19 protein-coding genes are annotated in these 19,670 nt (G+C 36.9%); 14 read left to right on the forward strand and 5 right to left on the reverse strand.

Translation table 11 applies throughout. The features are described from left to right. Positions 1 to 52: 52 nt before the first annotated feature. Positions 53 to 505: an SsrA-binding protein SmpB gene (smpB, locus tag M2306_RS08380; protein WP_115089832.1), complete on the forward strand. Its 453-nt coding sequence runs from the start codon at positions 53 to 55 to the stop codon at positions 503 to 505. Between the two features lie 615 nt (positions 506 to 1,120). Here smpB and M2306_RS08385 read toward each other — a convergent pair. Beyond that, positions 1,121 to 2,005 (reverse strand): alpha/beta fold hydrolase, encoded by an 885-nt coding sequence (locus tag M2306_RS08385; protein ID WP_259188233.1) that lies wholly within the window; start codon positions 2,003 to 2,005, stop codon positions 1,121 to 1,123. A gap of 119 nt (positions 2,006 to 2,124) precedes the next feature. Between M2306_RS08385 and M2306_RS08390 the strand changes: the two genes are divergently transcribed. Then, positions 2,125 to 2,490: a MerR family transcriptional regulator gene (locus M2306_RS08390; RefSeq protein WP_259188231.1), complete on the forward strand. Its 366-nt coding sequence runs from the start codon at positions 2,125 to 2,127 to the stop codon at positions 2,488 to 2,490. A gap of 184 nt (positions 2,491 to 2,674) precedes the next feature. Here the strand turns inward: M2306_RS08390 and M2306_RS08395 are convergent, their stop codons facing one another. Beyond that, a complete protein-coding gene (locus M2306_RS08395) occupies positions 2,675 to 2,860 on the reverse strand; it encodes a hypothetical protein (RefSeq protein ID WP_115089830.1) in 186 nt (61 codons plus the stop codon). A gap of 125 nt (positions 2,861 to 2,985) precedes the next feature. Between M2306_RS08395 and M2306_RS08400 the strand changes: the two genes are divergently transcribed. After that, entirely contained in the window at positions 2,986 to 3,420 is a 435-nt protein-coding gene (locus M2306_RS08400) for a DsrE/DsrF/DrsH-like family protein (protein WP_259188230.1), read from the forward strand. 69 nt (positions 3,421 to 3,489) lie between these two features. Here the strand turns inward: M2306_RS08400 and M2306_RS08405 are convergent, their stop codons facing one another. Continuing rightward, on the reverse strand, positions 3,490 to 4,131 hold the full coding sequence (locus M2306_RS08405; RefSeq protein ID WP_060873251.1) for a protein-L-isoaspartate(D-aspartate) O-methyltransferase: 642 nt from the start codon (positions 4,129 to 4,131) through the stop codon (positions 3,490 to 3,492). A 147-nt stretch (positions 4,132 to 4,278) separates the two neighbouring features. Here M2306_RS08405 and M2306_RS08410 point away from each other — a divergent pair, with 147 nt between their 5' ends. From M2306_RS08410 to M2306_RS08455, 10 genes are all read left to right on the forward strand, one after another. Continuing rightward, positions 4,279 to 5,244, forward strand: a complete 966-nt coding sequence (locus M2306_RS08410) for a Gfo/Idh/MocA family protein (protein WP_115089829.1) — start codon at positions 4,279 to 4,281, stop codon at positions 5,242 to 5,244. Positions 5,245 to 5,277: 33 nt separating this feature from the next. Beyond that, complete coding sequence (locus tag M2306_RS08415; RefSeq protein WP_002991373.1) at positions 5,278 to 6,165, forward strand: 3-hydroxyacyl-CoA dehydrogenase family protein; 888 nt, start codon at positions 5,278 to 5,280, stop codon at positions 6,163 to 6,165. A gap of 86 nt (positions 6,166 to 6,251) precedes the next feature. Next, positions 6,252 to 7,469, forward strand: a complete 1,218-nt coding sequence (locus tag M2306_RS08420; protein ID WP_060873074.1) for a DUF1015 domain-containing protein — start codon at positions 6,252 to 6,254, stop codon at positions 7,467 to 7,469. Between the two features lie 12 nt (positions 7,470 to 7,481). Continuing rightward, positions 7,482 to 8,165 (forward strand): YggS family pyridoxal phosphate-dependent enzyme, encoded by a 684-nt coding sequence (locus tag M2306_RS08425; protein WP_002991369.1) that lies wholly within the window; start codon positions 7,482 to 7,484, stop codon positions 8,163 to 8,165. Positions 8,166 to 8,172: 7 nt separating this feature from the next. Next, the gene (locus M2306_RS08430) at positions 8,173 to 9,522 is read left to right on the forward strand and encodes an exonuclease domain-containing protein (protein ID WP_259188227.1); all 1,350 of its coding nucleotides are present in this window, start codon (positions 8,173 to 8,175) and stop codon (positions 9,520 to 9,522) included. Positions 9,523 to 9,533: 11 nt separating this feature from the next. Next, on the forward strand, positions 9,534 to 10,388 hold the full coding sequence (locus tag M2306_RS08435) for an ion transporter (RefSeq protein WP_002991366.1): 855 nt from the start codon (positions 9,534 to 9,536) through the stop codon (positions 10,386 to 10,388). Continuing rightward, a complete protein-coding gene (gene miaA / locus M2306_RS08440) occupies positions 10,372 to 11,292 on the forward strand; it encodes a tRNA (adenosine(37)-N6)-dimethylallyltransferase MiaA (protein ID WP_259188225.1) in 921 nt (306 codons plus the stop codon). The genes M2306_RS08435 and miaA overlap by 17 nt, the downstream gene beginning before the upstream one ends. 6 nt (positions 11,293 to 11,298) lie before the next feature. Further along, on the forward strand, positions 11,299 to 12,042 hold the full coding sequence (locus tag M2306_RS08445) for an acyl-[acyl-carrier-protein] thioesterase (RefSeq protein WP_115089826.1): 744 nt from the start codon (positions 11,299 to 11,301) through the stop codon (positions 12,040 to 12,042). Positions 12,043 to 12,094: 52 nt separating this feature from the next. Then, positions 12,095 to 12,850, forward strand: a complete 756-nt coding sequence (locus M2306_RS08450) for a helix-turn-helix domain-containing protein (protein ID WP_259188223.1) — start codon at positions 12,095 to 12,097, stop codon at positions 12,848 to 12,850. Positions 12,851 to 13,059: 209 nt separating this feature from the next. After that, positions 13,060 to 14,472: an MFS transporter gene (locus tag M2306_RS08455; RefSeq protein WP_115091595.1), complete on the forward strand. Its 1,413-nt coding sequence runs from the start codon at positions 13,060 to 13,062 to the stop codon at positions 14,470 to 14,472. A 191-nt stretch (positions 14,473 to 14,663) separates the two neighbouring features. Here M2306_RS08455 and glyA read toward each other — a convergent pair whose 3' ends face one another. After that, complete coding sequence (gene glyA, locus M2306_RS08460; protein WP_002991355.1) at positions 14,664 to 15,938, reverse strand: serine hydroxymethyltransferase; 1,275 nt, start codon at positions 15,936 to 15,938, stop codon at positions 14,664 to 14,666. A 112-nt stretch (positions 15,939 to 16,050) separates the two neighbouring features. Here glyA and fahA point away from each other — a divergent pair, with 112 nt between their 5' ends. Then, positions 16,051 to 17,337: a fumarylacetoacetase gene (fahA, locus tag M2306_RS08465; protein ID WP_181816676.1), complete on the forward strand. Its 1,287-nt coding sequence runs from the start codon at positions 16,051 to 16,053 to the stop codon at positions 17,335 to 17,337. Between the two features lie 550 nt (positions 17,338 to 17,887). Here fahA and M2306_RS08470 read toward each other — a convergent pair. After that, positions 17,888 to 19,669: a RagB/SusD family nutrient uptake outer membrane protein gene (locus M2306_RS08470; RefSeq protein WP_259188219.1), complete on the reverse strand. Its 1,782-nt coding sequence runs from the start codon at positions 19,667 to 19,669 to the stop codon at positions 17,888 to 17,890. Between the last annotated feature and the right edge of the window lies 1 nt (position 19,670).

The following is a 19,670-nucleotide window of genomic DNA, read 5'->3' on the forward strand; positions in this document are numbered from 1 at the left end:
ACAGTTTATATTCAACACTAGTTTTACTTTAAATTTTTATTATTTTTGTGCTATGCAAAAGAACATCAACATTCTAAATAAACGAGCTAAGTTCGAATACGAGATCTTAGATAGATATACTGCTGGAATTGTACTGACAGGTACAGAAATTAAATCTTTGCGACTAGGTAAAGCTAGTATTGCAGAGAGTTTCTGTGAATTCCAAAACCTAGAGCTTTTTGTGATTAACTCTCAAATTGAAGAATATGCTAACAGTAGTCATTTCAATCACAAAGCAAAAACAGAACGCAAGCTGTTATTAAATAAGAAAGAATTAAAGAGTTTACACAAAAGTGTTCAGAATCAAGGATTAACTATTATTCCCTTACGCCTATTCATCAATGAAAAAGGATTGGCTAAGATGGACATCGCGCTGTGTAAAGGAAAGAAAAACTACGACAAACGCGAAACAATTAAAGATCGTGACAATAAAATTGCACTAGATCGTTTGAAAAAAGCGTTTTAATTTTAAGGGTTATGGGTTTGGTGTGATGGGTTATGAGGTATGAGGTATGAGGTGAATGAAAAGATGGTAAGATGTAAAGTACCGTAGTGGCAAATGGCAATTTGCCAAGTAATTAGATAAATTATGGAAATAAAAGATCTACTTCACAAAGCACAAACCTCACATAGGTAGGTTGCTTTTTTGTTTTTTGTGAAGTTGTAGGGGTTATCGACTAAAGACGATTTGCAAAAAACAACTTTACAAAAAAAGCCTCTTGCAAAAAAAGCCTCTTGCAAAAAACAAACTGTAGGTTAGGCACTGGCATTTAATAAACTCCTCCATATTTCCATTCCGCTTATCACACCCAGTATGTCGTCCTGAGGCTACGAAGGGTCGCATCCAGCGCTCACAGCATGCTGGACGAAATGACTAGCGTTGAGTGACGGATGCGATCCCTCCTTCGTCGGGATGACATACTGGGTGTGAATGGTGAGAAGATGAGGTGGTGAGAAGATTTCTAATTAAAACAGAGTTCCTTCTTTAATCGATAAATCTTACAACTTCACGAAAAAGCAAAAAAACGACTTCACAAAGAACAAACCTCACAAAGCCCCCCGACCCGACTCCACTTTTCCATTATTTATCTAAAAACAACAACATTTCCTCTGCCACTTCCTTTGGTTTTTCAGCCAATATAAAATGGCCACAATTTGGAATCTGCACTAACTTTAAGTTCGTTGCTACTGGTACCAAAGACCCCTTTAATATTTCGTATCCACTCCCTCCTATTCCCAATACAGGCATATTTAAATTTGCATACGTTTTACTGTCTTCAATATCTTGACCAAAGGCTTGATACCAAGCATTAGAGGCGCGTATTGCTTCTTTTGAATTATAAGCATGGGCATAAAGGTCTCGATCAAATTCAGAAATAGCTTCTTTATTTACGGTAAGTTGATCAAATAACCAATGAATAATAATCCCCATTCGGCCTTCTACTAACTGTTCGGGTAGTTCCCTTACTTGATTAAAGGCCAACCACCACGGATAAGTATAATTTCCACCAGGAATTGGCAACATAGGTAAATGATACATCCCTGCATTTGGATGAGGCGTATCTAACATCACTAACTTCGCTGTTTTCTCTGGATAATTACACGCAAAACTAAAAGCCACATGAGCTCCAATATCATGACCGCCAATGTAAACGCGATCAAAACCTAGTTGTTGAACAAGGGCATCAATATCTTTTGCCATATTTTTCTTTTCATAGCCTTGAAAGGGTTTGTCTGACTCTCCCATCCCTCGCATTTCAACGACAATTACCTGATATTTTGCAGCAAGCAACGGCATTATTTTATGATAAGCCCACCAAGTTTCAGGATACCCTGGCAGTAAAAGTAAAGGTTCTCCTTGCCCTCCAATTACATAGTGTAATTGCGTAGAATTAACGGTTAAAAATTTACTTTCAAACCCCTCTAATTCACTCTTTAACAACTGATTGGTTCCGTATTTTTCCATAACTATTCCTTTAGTATTTCGTCAACTTTCATTTGTACACCGTAAAACTAAATACTATTTTTACATCGTACAACCATGAAGTATACTTCATAGTTTGTAATTTAAAAAAAATTTAACAGATGAAGTTAATTAGCCAGTTAGCCAAAGAAGTAGGTCTTCCCATTGCAACCATTCGATTCTATGAAAAAAAGGGTCTTTTTAGAAGTATAATAAAAGAGGAAGTTACCACAAATAACTATGCATATTACGATGAAGAAGTCATCGATAAATTAAGATTCATTCAAATGGCTAAAGCCGTTGGCTTTACTCTATCCGAAATAAAGGAAGTTATTGATGCTTGGTACGAAAAGCAATTAACGAAAAAAGCCAAATTGGAAGTCTTAAACTTAAAACTCAAACAAATTGATGAGAAAATGAAAGAACTCAAAGCCATGAAGAAACAAATTGGCCTTTGTAAGTTTAATATTGAACATGATTTAAGTTAGTTGTGGTGGGAAGGGTGAGGCGGTGTGGTGGTGAGAGGAGTCAGGTGGTTAGAAGGTGAGGTGGTGAGGCGATGAGCAAAGAACAAACCTCACAAAGAACAAACCTCACAAAGAACAACCTCACAAAGAACAACTTCACAAAGAACAACTTCACAAAGAACAACTTCACAAAAAAGCAAATTAATCAAATTCGACAAGAATCATTCTTACACCCGAAATTAAATACTGCTTGAATAATCAAGTATACCACGGGAACCAATAAAATCCAAACTCGAGCATCAATAGCTTGAAAGAGCAGTAAAAAAGCGAGTCCTAATCGGACATAGCGTACAGGGGTCCATTTCTTAAAGTACTTGATTATCGTTTCCATATCATCCTTCCTTTTAATTCACTCAAAAGTAAGCTTATCTTTTTTGATTTACTGTAACAATTGTTACTGTACACGGAGCAAACAACAGCTAGATTTGCTCTACATAAATATCAAAACTTACGATTATGAGAAAAATGCTTTGGGCTATTGCCGTACTACTTGGAACCACAACAATGGTCAATGCGACAAACCTTACGCATACCGTAAACGAAGCAACTTTACAAGCAACAACAGGAAATCAGTATGCGATTTTAGTTCAATCAACGAAGAACTTACGCGCTTCTATTATGACGGCTTCGGAAATGAAAAAAGACAATCCAGCTATTGCTTTTGAAATTATCATGATGGGGCAGATGGTACAGGAATTAAACGATAAAGAATTACGTCCAACCTTAGATGCAGCAAACAAAGCTGGAATTAAATTAGTGGTGTGTGAATTTGCACTTCAAGTATATGGGGTGAGCTTAAAAGATCTACCGCCTTACTTTGTTGGAACGCCTAATGCTCATAAGTACCTGTTTCAATTAAACGAAAAGAACTATAATACACTTTCAATTTAAATAAACAACAACTTAACAAGTCCCTTTTTCCAAACAAAAAGCATCCCTCGGGATGCTTTTTTAATTCGTTTAATTTTTATTTTCTAACATCGGTACAAATTTAAAATCGCCGTGTTCGTGTTTTTCAAATTGAGTTTCATTGAGGCGGATGAGTTCAATCATCGTTTGTTGATCCTCCCCTACGGGAATAATCATGCGTCCTCCTATTTTGAGTTGTCCCATTAACGCTTGTGGGATAAAAGGAGCACCCGCTGTTACAATGATTGAATCAAAAGGGGCATAATTAGGTAATCCTTTATAACCATCTCCGAAGGTCAGCAATTTAGCACGAATCCCTAATTTCGGCAACAACAAAGCCGTTTTCTTATATAATTCCAACTGGCGTTCAATGCTGTATACTCTGGCTCCCATAGCGACTAAAACAGCCGTTTGATAGCCACTCCCCGTTCCTATTTCCAATACCTTATCCTCTGGTTTCACTTGCAATAACTGCGATTGAAAAGCAACGGTATAAGGGTGCGAGATGGTTTGACCTGCACCTATGGGGAAAGCGGTATTTTGATAGGCAAAATTTTCAAAACTCGAATCTATAAATAAATGCCTAGGAATGCGTCTAATCGCCTGAAGTACGGCTTGATCTTCAATGCCTTTTTCCTTCAATGCTTCAACCAACTGATTGCGCAATCCCTGATGCTTCGTAGAATCCTTCACTGTAATTAAATAATTTATACAAAAGTAACCAATATTTTTATAAAAAACACCTTTTAATCCCTTCCAAACAAAGTATTGCAAAAGATTTAAAGCTGAAATTTTACCCATTCCATAAATAAGTTTTATTTTTGTTCAAAATAATTTTTTATGCTTAAAATTGGCGTATTGGGAGCTGGGCATTTAGGTAAAATTCACTTGCGTTTGCTGAACCAATCAGAAAAATACGAATTAGTAGGTTTTTATGACCCTTTTGCAGAAAATGCAAACAAAGTAGCACAAGAGTTTGGTTACACCAAATTTGATAGCATTGACGAATTAATTCAAGCCGTTGATGTTATTGATATTGTGACTCCTACACTCTCCCATTTTGACTGTGCAAAAAAAGCCATTGAAGCGGGAAAACACGTTTTTTTAGAAAAACCCATTACAACTACAGTTGAAGAAGCGGAAGCTATTATTGACTTAGCCAAACAATACAACGTTTTGGGACAAGTGGGGCATGTGGAGCGTTTTAACCCTGCATTCGTTGCGGTAAGTGCTAAAATTGAAAATCCCATGTTCATTGAAACACACCGTTTAGCGGAATTTAATCCTAGAGGAACAGATGTACCTGTTGTGTTAGATTTGATGATTCACGATTTAGATGCTATTCTTAGCGTAGTAGATTCACCCGTAAAACACGTGAGTGCTAGTGGGGTATCTGTTTTAAGTGAATCTCCAGACATTGCCAATGCTCGTATTGAGTTTGAAAATGGATGTGTGGCTAACGTTACAGCAAGTAGAATCTCGATGAAAAACATGCGTAAATCGCGTTTTTTCCAACGTGATGCTTATATCTCTGTCGATTATTTAGAGAAAACATGTGAGGTAGTAAAAATGAAAGACGCTCCAGAAACACCAGGAGATTTCGATCTTATCTTGCAAAATGCCGAAGGATTAAAGAAACAAATTTACTATGATAATCCAAAGGTTTTACCAAATAATGCTATCTTAGATGAACTAGAAACGTTTCACGATGCGATTGTCAATCAAACAAGACCCGTGGTAACTCTAGAAGATGGTACAAAAGCTTTGCGTTTGGCTTATCAAATCATAGACGCATTTAAAAACTAACAAATCATTAACTCGTAAATACATACTTAACTTATGAAAAATATTGCTGTAATTGGTGCAGGAACAATGGGAAATGGAATTGCTCATACTTTTGCTCAAAAAGGCTTTAAAGTACTTTTAATCGATATCTCTGAACAAGCGATTGAAAGAGGAATGAATACGATTAGCAAAAATTTAGATCGAATGATTGCGAAAGGTTCTATTACAGAAGCAGACAAAAAAGCAACGATCGAAAATATTATCACCTATACAGAAATTAAAGATGGTGTTGTAAATGCGGATTTAGTTATTGAAGCAGCAACAGAAAATATCAATTTAAAACTAAATATTTTCAAAGAATTAAGCGCTGTTTGTAGAGAGGATGTGATTTTAGCATCAAATACCTCTTCTATTTCTATTACGCAAATTGCATCGGTTGTAAAAAACCCAGAGCGCGTAATCGGTATGCACTTTATGAATCCAGTGCCAATCATGAAATTGGTAGAGATCATCAGAGGATATAATACAACGGATGAAGTAACGAAAGCGATTATGGATTTATCGTTGAAATTGGATAAAACACCAACAGAAGTAAACGATTACCCAGGTTTCGTAGCGAACCGTATCTTAATGCCAATGATTAACGAAGCGATTGAAACATTGTATAATGGTGTTGCTGGTGTTGAGGAAATTGACACGGTAATGAAATTGGGAATGGCTCATCCAATGGGACCTTTACAATTGGCTGACTTCATTGGTTTAGATGTGTGTTTATCTATTCTAAACGTGATGTATGACGGTTTCAAAAACCCTAAATATGCACCATGTCCGTTATTAGTAAATATGGTAATGGCTGGTAAATTAGGTGTAAAATCAGGAGAAGGATTTTATGACTATTCAGAAAGCAAAAAAGCAGAGAAAGTGGCGAAAATGTTTTCTTAATTGAACAGTAAATAAAACAAACAATCATACCAAGACAATCGATATCATTGTCGATTGTCTTATTTTTTGATACCATATAGTAAAGAATGGCAAAAATAATTCCTTTTCAGGGTATACGCCCAACACGAGATAAAGCTAATTTGGTAACTTGTAGGTCCTTTGAAGACTACAATGCGGTAGAATTAGCCTATCTTTTAGATTACAATCCTTTTTCATTTCTACACGTTTTAAACCCAGCTTACGTCAATCCTCAAAAGGTAACTAGCGATAAGCGATTTAAAATGGTTGCAGCTAAGTTTAATGATTTTAAAAAGGAAGGAATCTTAACAAAGGAAGACACTCCCGTTTTATACCTCTATCAAATTGAGACAAAAAACTGGAAATTCACGGGTATTGTTGCGGGAACTTGCATTGAAGATTATGAAAATAACATCATCAAAAGGCATGAAGATACGCTAGAATACCGTGTTAATCTCTTTAAAGAATACTTGTATCACAGTCGATTTAATACTGAACCCGTACTGATGATGTATCCTGATAAAGAAGATATCAATGCGTGGATTACAACTTACAAAGAGAATCGTCCCATTTACGATTTTACAACCGTAACCAAAGAGCGACATACGATTTGGAAAGTAGATGATCAGGCGTGTATTGATTGGTTATGCCAAGAATTTGATGCTATTTCAGAGCTGTATATTGCCGATGGACACCATCGCTTTGCCTCTGCCGCATTACTCAAGAAAGAAAATGGTTTTGAACCGCATTCGCATAGCAATACGGTCATGACGTTCTTAATTGCAGAAAACAACATTAAAATTTATGAGTTTAATCGCATTATCCACGATTTAAACAATCATAGTAAAGAGGAGTTTTTAGCTTTATTAAGCGAGAAATTCAACGTAAAAAACAAGCAACAACAGTTGTGGAAACCCTCCAAAAAGATGGAATTTGGCATGTACTTGGACGGGGATTTTTACTCCCTCAAACTCAAGGATAAAATTAAAACAGACGATATTTTAATGCAACTCGATGCACAAATTTTGTATGACGCTGTTTTAAATCCTATCTTAGGATTGGATGATTTAAGAAATGATGCTAGAATCGATTACATTCCTGGAAATGAATCCATTGTAGCCATTAAAGAATTAGTTGATGATGGAGAATATGAGGTTGGTTTTATGTTATACCCAACCAATGTACACGAGATCAAACTAGTAGCGGATAATGATTTAATCATGCCGCCAAAGAGCACCTATATTGAACCTAAGTTCATGAATGGGCTATTAACCTACGAAATTTAAAAATACAATATGATGTCAATGATTGCTGAGAATCTAAAACGAATTAAAGCTGACTTACCTGCACAGGTACAGTTGGTTGCTGTTTCTAAAACAAAACCCAATGCGGCTATTTTAGAAGCATATGAAGCAGGACAAAGAGTTTTCGGTGAGAATAAGATACAAGAAATGACGGATAAGTATGACGCTCTACCTCAAGACATAGAGTGGCATATGATTGGGCACGTACAACGCAATAAAGTAAAGTATATGGCTCCTTTCGTCGCTTTGATTCACGCTGTTGATAGCCTGCGTTTACTAACTGAAATTGATAAACAAGCGGAGCGCAATAATCGCGTTATTCCATGTTTATTGCAGTTATTTATTGCGGATGAAGAAACGAAATTCGGCTTAAGTGAAGACGAACTATTCGAACTTCTAGACAGTGAAGCTTTCAAAGCCTTACACCACATTAAGATCCAAGGGTTAATGGGAATGGCAACATTTACTGAAAACCAAGATCAAATTAGACAAGAATTTTCTACACTACACCATATTTTTGAAAAGGTACAAACCTACAATCACTTACCCAATGTGGAATGCAAAACATTATCTATGGGGATGAGTAATGACTACCCTATTGCTATCGACTGCGGAAGTACAATGATTAGAATAGGAAGTACTATTTTCGGAGAACGCAATTACGAATTAAACAAATAAGATAATATTGTACGCAATTTTAGATATAGAGACCACAGGTGGTCAGTTTAATGAAGAAGGGATAACCGAGATTGCCATTTATAAATTTGATGGTCATCAGATTGTTGACCAACTCATTAGTTTAGTCAATCCCGAGAAAGAAATACAGCCCTTCGTTGTAAAACTGACAGGGATCAATAGTGCTATGCTTCGCTTAGCGCCTAAATTTCATGAATTAGCAAAACGCATTATTGAAATGACAGAAGATTGTGTGCTGGTAGCACATAATGCGGCTTTCGATTATCGCGTGTTGCGCAATGAATTTAGTCGTTTGGGATACAATTTTCAAAAAGATACGTTGTGTACTGTTGAGCTTGCCCAAAAGTTGTTACCTGAAATGCCTTCGTATAGTTTGGGAAAATTGGTGCGCACCTTGGGAATTCCCTTGGCAGACCGCCATCGTGCTTATGGTGATGCCCTAGCAACACTCAAACTATTTCAGCTACTCTTATCAAAAGACACCGAAAAGACAATACTAACTAGCATGATTAAGTCCGATATTAAAACAGGACTTAATCCCAAGTTTTTTGATATTACAGATAACCTCCCTACTTCGGTTGGTATTTACTATATCCATAACGAAGAAGGTGAAATCATCTTCATTGGTAAAAGTCGCAACATCAAGAAGAAGATCATGCAGCACTTTACCAATAATTCTGTCCTATTCAAAAAGGTTCAAAAAGAAACGTATACCGTTACTTTTGAAAAAACAGGAAATGAACTGATTGCTATTTTAAAAGAAGCAGAAGAAATTCTTTTAAATAAACCCAAATACAACAAAGTAACCAAAAAAGGGATTTTCCCCTATTCGCTGTATGTAAAAACCAACCTACAAGGTTATTTTTATTTCAGCTTAGAAAAAACAGATGGACGTAAAAGAAATCACATGGCTTTTACTTCTTTAGCTGAAGGGAGAAAATTTGTAGAAAAAATCACGGCTGATTTTGAACAGCCTTTTTACTTGGAAGTTTTGCATGAAAAAAAATCAAAAAAAGTAACAGAAGATACTTTTTGTACTACATTTGATTTAGCATTTCAAGAATATAATACGTTATTAATTAACTTATTACAACATTACAACCTAGATGATGGCAATGTGTTGATCCTCGATAAGGGACGCACCATCAACGAGAGAAGCGCTGTGGTGATGGAAAGCGGAAAGCTAGCCGGCTATTGTTTTTACGATTTGAATTATCAAATCAACGATCCCGCAAGGATTGCGGCAAACCTTACGCCTATTACCTTTCACCGCAACAACAGAAATATTATTCTCAATTATTTGAATAAGAAAACCGGTTATAAATTAATCCATTATTAAAAGTATATACGTTGAGACGCAGACTAAAAAATAAGTGGGATATTCTTAAACAGAAGATTTATATCATCATCTATGGCTCCAATACATTTGCTGGTAAACTATTCGATTTAGTTCTACTTGCAGTGATTCTATTGAGTGTGATTTTGGTTATGTTGGAGTCGATTGAGAGCTACGACATGAAACATCACACCCTACTGAAGGTATTGGAATGGGTGATTACTATTTTCTTTACGATTGAATACGTGTTGCGGATTATCTGTAACAAACAACCGCTGAAGTACATTTTCAGCTTCTATGGTATTGTCGATTTAATCTCGATTATGCCGATGTATTTGTCGTTCTTTGTTTCGGATTTAGGTATTTTATCTGTAGTTCGAGCCCTGCGTTTACTGCGTTTATTCGGTATTTTAAACTTAGTTCCTTACATCGGACAAGAGTCCAACTTAAAGCTTGCAATCAAAGCGAGTAGAACGAAAATCATTGTTTTCATCTACTTTATCGTGGTTGTTTCGATTTTACTAGGGGCCTTGATGTATGTTATTGAAGGCAAAGACAATGGCTTTACCAGTATACCGAAAAGTATCTACTGGTGTATTGTAACCCTTACGACAGTAGGTTATGGAGATATTGCTCCACAGACCACAATAGGACAGATGATTGCTTCGTTTATTATGATTATGGGATATGGTATTATTGCCGTTCCTACTGGAATTGTAACAGCGGAATTTACAAGCTTAAAACGAAATAAAAGCATTGATGCTAGACGAAGAAGAACTTGTTCTTCTTGTACAACAACAATTTATGATGATGACGCTAATTATTGCTATAATTGCGGCCAAAAATTAGGAGATGTCTTTACCCGATAAACCCCATTATTTACTTGTCGTTATTGGCCCAACAGCCATCGGAAAAACGGCTTTAGCTATACAATTAGCCCAACATTTTCAATGTGAAATTCTATCTTGTGATAGCCGTCAATTCTTTAAAGAAATGACGCTAGGTACTGCTGTTCCTTCCCAAAAGGAACTCGACGCTGTACCGCATCACTTTATTCAACATATCAGCATTCAGGATTCCTACTCTGTAGGGGATTTTGAACGTGATGCCATTGCGCATTTGGACCGCCTATTTGAGCAAAACAACGTGCAAGTACTGGTTGGTGGCTCTGGTTTGTATGTCAATGCTATTTTAGAGGGATTAGATGAATTCCCAGATATTGACCCGCGTATCCGTGAAGAACTCAACCAAGCCTTGGAAGAAAAAGGCTTGCCTTATCTTCAAGCTCAACTCAAGGAGTTAGACCCGGTGCACTACGAAAAGGTAGCCTTAGACAATCCGCAACGTGTTACACGTGCCCTAGAAGTTTCGATTGGAACAGGACAGCCCTACTCTAGTTTTTTAGCGAAAAAGAAGGTTCAACGCAACTTTATTCCCATCGTTATTGGTTTAGAAGCTCCGCGTGAAATCATGTATGATCGCATCAATAAACGCGTGGATCTCATGCTAGAGGGAGGACTTTTAGAAGAAGTACAAGCCCTACTGCCCTATCAAGAACTAAATGCTTTACAAACCGTAGGTTATCGTGAACTCTTCCATTATTTTAATGGAGAAGGTACGCTTGAAGAAGCGATCGAAGAAATCAAAAAGAATACGCGTCGATTTGCCAAGAGACAAATTACTTGGTTCAAAAGAACGCCAAACGCGACTTGGTATCCCTATCAAACAGACCCAAAACTGATTATAGCAGCGATTACCGAGCAACTAAATTAATCAATTATGCCCATTTCCAACCAATTTACATCCATTCACCAACAATCTTATGAAATAGACTTCTTTGCATGCTCTCCTTCTGGACATCTAAAATGGGTAGATTTATGTAAACTCATTCAAAGTGTTTCGGCAGATCATTCGGTGCTTGGTGGAATTAGTTTTTGGGATTTAAAAAAACACAACCAAGCGTGGGTACTTAGCAAATTTCGAATTGAAAAGAAAGCTGAACTCCCTCAATGGCAAGATAAGATTACTATTAGCACTTGGATTGAACGCTTAGATGGTGTGCGATCTATTCGAAATTTTGAAGTTTATCTCGGTGAACAGCTCATTGCAGTGGCTTCCTCTCTATGGGTGATTATCAATACGGAACGCCGTAGACCAGAACTCATTGCTTTACCCCACGAACATTTTATCAAATACACGGATAAAAAGGTAACGCAAGCGGAATTTGCAAAACTACACAAAGGAGCCTACCATAAAATTGATGAACTACGCGTTAAGCTATCTGATTTGGATATGGTGCATCACGTAACGAATATCAAATATTTGGAATGGTGTATTGACGCTGCTTTTGCTTGTCAACAAGCGGTAGATAAAATACAAGTCATTGACATGCACTTCTTAAAAGAAACGCGAATCAACGACACTTGTGAAGTGCATCTACTGCAAGAAAACAACCAATTACACTACCAAATTTGTGTGGATAGTGTGGTTCATTTTTATTGCTTGATGGAGGTAGAAGAATAATTGCAAACATGAAGTAGCGTTATTCTTACGTTTTAACGCTAAATAGACTGAAATGATAGACCAAGAATTAAAATATTATGAAGGAATTGAAAACCTAAAAATAGAGATTCCTACAAAAAATGATTATTATACTATTTTAATCTGTCATCACGGTTTTAGTACCATCAAAGCTGGATTTCACCAATTCAAATTAAATCCTGGTACAATTGCAATTATCTCTCCTAATGTTATACTCTCCACCAGTGATATTTCTCCTGATTTAGAAGTCAAACAATTATTTTTTACCAAAACTTTTTTACAAAAGATCTTTTTGAAGGATGAAATTGTTGATGAACTATTATTACTCAATAATAATTATCCGCCTATGTATGAATTACATACAAGATTTCAGCTTGTTGCAGATAAGTTTACAGCGATTAAAAATGAAATTGATTTGCAATATGCTTATCACCTTGATATTGTGCGACTGTTAGTAATGGAAATTTTGTATGAATACAACCGTGCTTGTGAGTTCTGTTTATTGGGATTTGAAAAAAACATGAATCGGAATTATCAAGTCACCTATGAATTTAAAAAACTAGTTGATCAGTATTTTTCAACTTGGAACTCTATTGGTCAATATGCCTCTACCCTCAATGTATCTGCAAAACATTTAACTGAGGTTGTCAAAGAAGAAACGGGACATACTGCCCTTCAAATCATACATGAACGAATCTTTTTGGAAAGTCAATTTTTATTAAAACACTCAACAAAATCAATAAAGGAATGCGCTTTGACTCTTGGTTTTGAAACGGCTTCTTACTTTTAAAGATTTTTTAAAAGTCATATGAATATTTCTCCTCATGCGTATAGAAAAAAACAATAACCTTCTTATTGTTCTTTTTCAAAAACACAAACTACACAATCAGGCTATCCTTTCCGAAAAAATTGAATTTTTTTCCGAATATTGGATATTGCTCCTCCCTTCCTTGTTCATGAACTTTGCAAAGTAATTTTAATTATTTAAAAATGAATGATATGGAAGTATCCCCTACCCATACACAAGCTTCTTGGGCGGTTCTTTTTTCAAAAGGGAATGCTCTAAAAGCAATTGTGCTCGCTTTAGGCGTAATGTTACACGCAACCAATGTTTATTTAGCAACAACTATTATGCCTTCAATTATAAAAGAAATTGGTGGAATTCAATACTATGCATGGAATACCACAATCTTTGTTGTTGCTTCTGTCATTGGGTCTGTTATTTCTGCCAATCAAATGACTAAATCAGGACCTCGAAAGGCTTATCAGATTGCAATTTTACTTTTTTCATTGGGTACACTACTGTGTACGTTTGCACCAACAATGTATATTTTACTTCTTGGTCGATTTATTCAGGGGTATGGTGGCGGATTGCTCTTTGCCTTATCCTACGCAATGATTCGCTTAGTCTTTACAGAAAATCTATGGTCAAGAGCCATGGCTTTAGTTTCAGCTATGTGGGGAGTTGCTGCTTTTTCGGGGCCTTTTATCGGAGGAATCTTTGCTGAACACGGGCATTGGAGATGGTCTTTCGGTATTTTACTCTTCTTTTGTTTATTTATTTTACTGGTAGCCACCGTTATAATTCCTCAGAAACACAACGCACAAACGGCAAGCCCAATTCCAACAGTAAAACTCCTACTACTTACCTTGTCTGTTTTAGCCGTTTCGATTGGAAGTATTCAGCAAAGTATAGGGAAGAATGTCCTAGGGGTTAGTGTCGCTATTTTATTACTTGCTGGAGTAATCTACTTAGAAAAAAACAGTAAAAACAGATTGCTGCCAACAGGTGCTTATAAAATATCTTCCATACTTGGTTCAACCTATGCAATTATGGCATTATTGACAATCGCTACCGCTATTGAAATTTACGTTCCTTACTACGCCCAAGTAATCAATGGTTTTACTCCTATACAAGCAGGATATCTAACTGTTTTAATAGCCTTAGGATGGACAATATCCTCTATTTTATTTTCTGGTTGCAAAGGAAAAACTATTCGCAACATCATCCTACTAGGTGCTTTTCTTATGTTTGTTGGATTAATAGGTTTGAGTTACATTAGTTTGAACTCTACTTTAGCTCCTACTTGGCAGCTTGTATTGAACTGTATTTTTCTTTTAGCAATAGGTGCAGGTATTGGAATGGGATGGCCACATTTATTAACTAAAGTGTTTGCCTTAGCTCCCAAAGGAGAGGAGAACTTAACCTCTTCCTCTATCACAACCGTACAACTTATAGCCACCTCATTTGGAGCTGCTCTCGCGGGATTAGTTACCAATCTAAGTGGTATTACCCAGTCAACAGATATAGTAGCTATAACAAACTCATCGCTATATCTATACTCTATTTTTGCAATAACTCCTTTAGTTGCTATTGTCTTGTTCCTTCGAGTTAAAAACAAAACCAACTAATCAATCGATCCTATCAAATTTACATGTAGCTTATACTTCCATTCTTCAACTATAATGATTGTTTTTTATAGTCGCTATTTCAGGACGGGACATATATTCATAAAAAAAGGTTTCTAATTCAATAGAAACCTTTTTTTATATCAATTTTATCGAGACTCATCTCCCCTCTCCATTTTCCTCTCTCTAAAAGTCTACCAAACGAACATTGGGCGTTCAGCCATCATTTCATTTACTTCATCTGCAACTTCTTCGATGATATCTTCATTTGTATGGTTAAGGATTACTTTATCAATTAAAGCAACGATTGTTTCCATATCTTCTTCTTTCAATCCTCTTGTCGTGATTGCAGGTGTACCAATACGGATACCTGAAGTTACGAATGGTGATTTATCATCAAATGGCACCATGTTTTTATTTACTGTAATTTCAGCTTTTACTAACGCTTGTTCTGCGTCTTTTCCTGAAATATTTTTGTTTCTCAAGTCGATCAACATCATGTGGTTATCTGTTCCTCCAGAAATGATGTCATATCCTCTTTTTACAAATGCATCTGCCATTGCTTTTGCATTTTTCTGTACTTGCAACATATAAGTGAAGAACTCATCTGTTAATGCTTCTCCAAAAGCAATTGCTTTTGCAGCGATGATGTGCATCAAAGGTCCTCCTTGGTTTCCAGGGAATACAGCACTATCCAATAAAGCAGACATCATGCGTACTTCTCCTTTTGGTGTTGTTAAACCAAATGGGTTAGGGAAATCTTTTCCAATCATGATCATTCCTCCACGTGGACCACGCAATGTTTTGTGTGTCGTTGTTGTAATGATATGACAATGAGGCACTGGATCATTCATCAATCCCTTTGCAATTAATCCTGCAGGGTGAGAAATATCTGCCATTAACAGCGCTCCAACGCTATCAGCGATTTCTCTAAAGCGTTTGAAATCCATATCGCGAGAATAAGCAGAAGCACCAGCAATGATTAATTTTGGTTGCTCTTTTTTCGCGATTTCTGCGATTTTATCGTAGTTTAATAAACCTGTTTCTTGCTCTACACCGTAAAATACTGGATTATACAATTTTCCAGAGAAATTCACTGGTGATCCGTGTGTTAAGTGTCCACCGTGAGACAAGTCAAATCCTAAGATTTTATCTCCTGGTTTTAAACAAGCAGAAAAAACAGCTGTATTCGCTTGTGATCCAGAGTGAGGTTGAACATTCACATATTCAGCACCAAAAAGAGCTTTTGCGCGATCAATAGCGATTTGCTCTACAACATCTACTACTTCGCATCCTCCGTAGTAACGTTTGTTTGGATATCCCTCTGCGTATTTATTAGTTAAACAAGATCCGGCTGCTTCCATCGTTTGCTCACTTACAAAGTTTTCAGAGGCAATTAGCTCAATACCGTGTACTTGTCTATCCCCTTCTTCTACGATTAAGTCGAAAATTTCTGTATCTCTTCTCATCTGAATTGTATATTTCGTTAAATTGACCTCAAATGTACAAAATTCGTTTGTTAATTTGCCCTATAATTATATATTTGATTAAACTATTCATTCAATTAATTAAGCAATAAATATGATGATTACGGCAAATGATCCGAAAAGAGAATCTTGGTTAGAAGTTCAGGCAAAATCTGACTTCCCGATCCAAAATATTCCTTTTGGGGTTTTTATTACGAAAGATGATATTGTAACAATTGGAACTCGTATTGGCGATTATGCCATCGATTTAAGTGCCTTACAAATGTTAGGGTATTTAAAAGGAATCGAACTGACAGACGATGTGTTTTTACAAGACAATCTTAATGATTTCATTTCTAGTGGAAAGAAAACATGGCGTGCAGTTCGAAATAGAATCGCTGATATTTTCGACAAAGCAGACCCAACCTTACAAAACAATGCCAAACACAAAGAGGCAGTTATCTTTAAAATAGAAGAAGTAGAAATGCAATTACCCGTATATATTGGTGATTACACGGATTTTTACTCGAGCAGAGAGCATGCAACCAATGTTGGTAAAATGTTCAGAGACCCAGCAAATGCCTTATTGCCAAACTGGCTTCACATTCCAGTAGGTTATCACGGTAGAAGTTCGACTGTTATTCCTTCTGGCATTCACGTAAAACGACCAATGGGACAGACGTTACCAAAAGGAGAATCACAACCTATTTTTGGACCTTCTACTCGCATTGACTTTGAATTAGAAACCGCGTTTATCACTACAGATGCCAATTTGTTTGGAGAAAGTATTCCGGTTGATGAAGCTGAAGAGCACATCTTTGGAATGGTCTTATTAAACGACTGGAGTGCCCGTGATATTCAAACATGGGAATATGTTCCACTAGGGCCCTTCTTAGCTAAAAACTTCGCGACCTCTATTTCTCCATGGGTGATTACCCTAGATGCTTTAGAGCCATTTAGAACAGTGAGTCCAAAACAGGACCCTACTCCTCTACCGTATTTACAACAAACAGGAGATAAAACATTTGACATCAATTTAGAGGTATATCTTCAACCAGAAAATGGTCAAGACAACCTAATTTGTGAGTCAAATTTCAAATATTTGTACTGGACTATGAGTCAACAATTGGCGCATCATACAGTTAACGGTTGTAAGATTAACGCTGGAGACTTAATGGGATCTGGAACAATTTCAGGAACTGCACCCAATAGCTTTGGTTCTTTACTGGAGTTAACGTGGGCAGGTGCAAATCCAATAACCTTAGCAGATGGTAGTACACGTACTTTTATCGAAGACTACGATACCATCACCATGAAGGGATATTGCCAGAATGACGACATCCGCATTGGCTTTGGAGAAGTAAGCAGTATGCTGCTTCCCTCAACAGCAACAATGAAGTAATAAAAAAAGGATTTCTCGAGAGAGAAATCCTTTTTTTATGAAGTGAAGTTTGTGCTTTGTGAGGTTTGCTCGGTTTGTTATTTGTGAGGTTTGTCGGAATCATCCAGTTATTTGGCAAATTGCCATTTGCCACTACAGGTTTTTTTCATCATCTCACCTTCTCACCACCTCATTCTCTATCTCATGGGTTTATATTTGTTTGCGTATTCGATGAATATATCTCACTGAGTTGTTATTTTGTTTTTGGTGTTCGATGAATATATCTCACCGAGTTGCTATTTTGTTTTGGTGTTCGATGAATCTACACTACGTTCCGATTTTCACTTCGTTTCGATTTTCACTTCGTTCTGATTTCACCACCTCATCATCTCACCCTCTCACCACCTCACCCTCTATCTCATGGGTTTATATTTGTTTGCGTATTCGATGAATATATCTCACCGAGTTGCTATTTTGTTTTGGTGTTCGATGAATCTACATTTCGTTTCGATTTTCACTGCGTTCCGATTTCACCACCTCACCTTCTCACCATAAACCGTCAACCATACCTCTAATACCCTTTATTTTGTTCAAACGTAGCATCAATATCGATAATCGTCTGTGGAATTGGAAAAATTCTACGGTACGGTTGTGATTGCGGTTTAGCTGATTGTGCTAAAGGCAAATCAAACTTTCCGAAACGCACCATCTGTGGTCTGCGTTTAATTTCCCAATACAGCTCATACCCCAATTCTTTGTACAATACCTCAGCATCTAAAGCACCGATTGGCTTACCTGCTGCAGCTGCGTGTAAAGCATCATGTGTACGAGTAGTACGAACGGTATTAATATCGCTCAATGCCAATCCGACATTCCCTTTTCTGAAATAAGCTTCAGCACGCAGCATATACATTCCACCTAAACGGTAGATTGGAATATCTACTTCCGAAGAACCATTATCCCCTTTAGAAGCATCAAATTCAAACTTAAAACAACGAGCTCCACGATTGATTTGATCCTGTTTAAAGATGGCTTCCGTAGGATTATCAAAATTAAAATCAGGGGTAAAATCCATCGGTGTTGTCGAACTTTTCTCCATTACCAAAGGCATGACTTTGATACGCCCATCTGTTGTCATTTCAAATTTCCCCGTTGCTTGTACTAACTTAGGACCATGTTGAACTCCAAATTGAATCCCTCTATTGAAGTGAAACCAAGGCTCTGAGGTTCCTGGTGCAATCGATGTCGCTGGTACAGATACATCTGTCCCATCATTTTTGAACCAAGTACCATCTTCATATTGATAGCTGCGTTGAAAACGAGGATCATCTTGATTTCCATTCCAACTATAGAAAAACTCGGGGCGAATCGCACTAGCATTCGTGCCTCTATTTTTGGCCGTTACGCGTTGATTTCGCTCCATTGTATTATAAGCCAAATCATTACTTGAGCCTTTGATATCCGAAACATACTGAACAACTGCAAAAATCATTTCTTTCGATGTATGATTATCCATCGCAAAATTGTGGAAGTAATTTTCCTCTAATTGAAAACGTCCTTCATCAATTAACAGGCTCGTATAGTGAATTACTTTATCCATATTAGAGCTCGAACCATCAGCTGCATTAGCATTAAAATCAAAAGTAGAACTTGCATTATAACGATCCTTATACACGGCGCGATTCATATAAAGCTCCGCTAATAACCCATAAGCCGCTTGCTTCGTAAAGCGCCCTACATGCGTTTGATTTTCACCTAAACTTGGCAAAGAAGGAAGTAACCCTTCTACTTCTGCAATAACAAAGTCAATATCTGATTCTGCCTTCAAAATTCGGATTGGTCCTTTAAGGTTATTGAGATCTTTATAAGGAGCCTGCCCGTATAAATCCAACAATTGTGCGATATAGAAATACAACAATCCCTTTGCTTCCGCTAGGTAAAATTCTTTTGAAGCTCCTTCTCCATTTAAGGTAATAGCTTCAATTGCGGTATAAGAACGCGTAACGCCATTCGTTAGATCATTGAAATTTCCTTGTACTAATCCGTTGTCTGAAGCCCAAGTAAACTCCGAGATGGCTCTCCATTTTCCTGCATCTCCCCAATCACTTCCTCTCGTTGGTAAAATAGCCACATCGCTACTTAATTCTTGTAAGGCAAACAATCCACCCGTTCCTACAAATAAATTTTGTCCCATACGAGCATAAGCAGAGGTCAATGCGGCAACGGGATTAATCTCAGATGAACCCAAATTTTCATCTAACACTTTTTCTTCCAAATCCGTACATGAAGTAGCTGCCAGAAGTGCCCCTACTACAAGTAATCCATTTACTTTATTGAATATTATATTCTTCATA

Source organism: Myroides gitamensis, from assembly GCF_029894455.1.
Classification (GTDB): Bacteria; Bacteroidota; Bacteroidia; order Flavobacteriales; family Flavobacteriaceae; genus Flavobacterium; species Flavobacterium odoratum.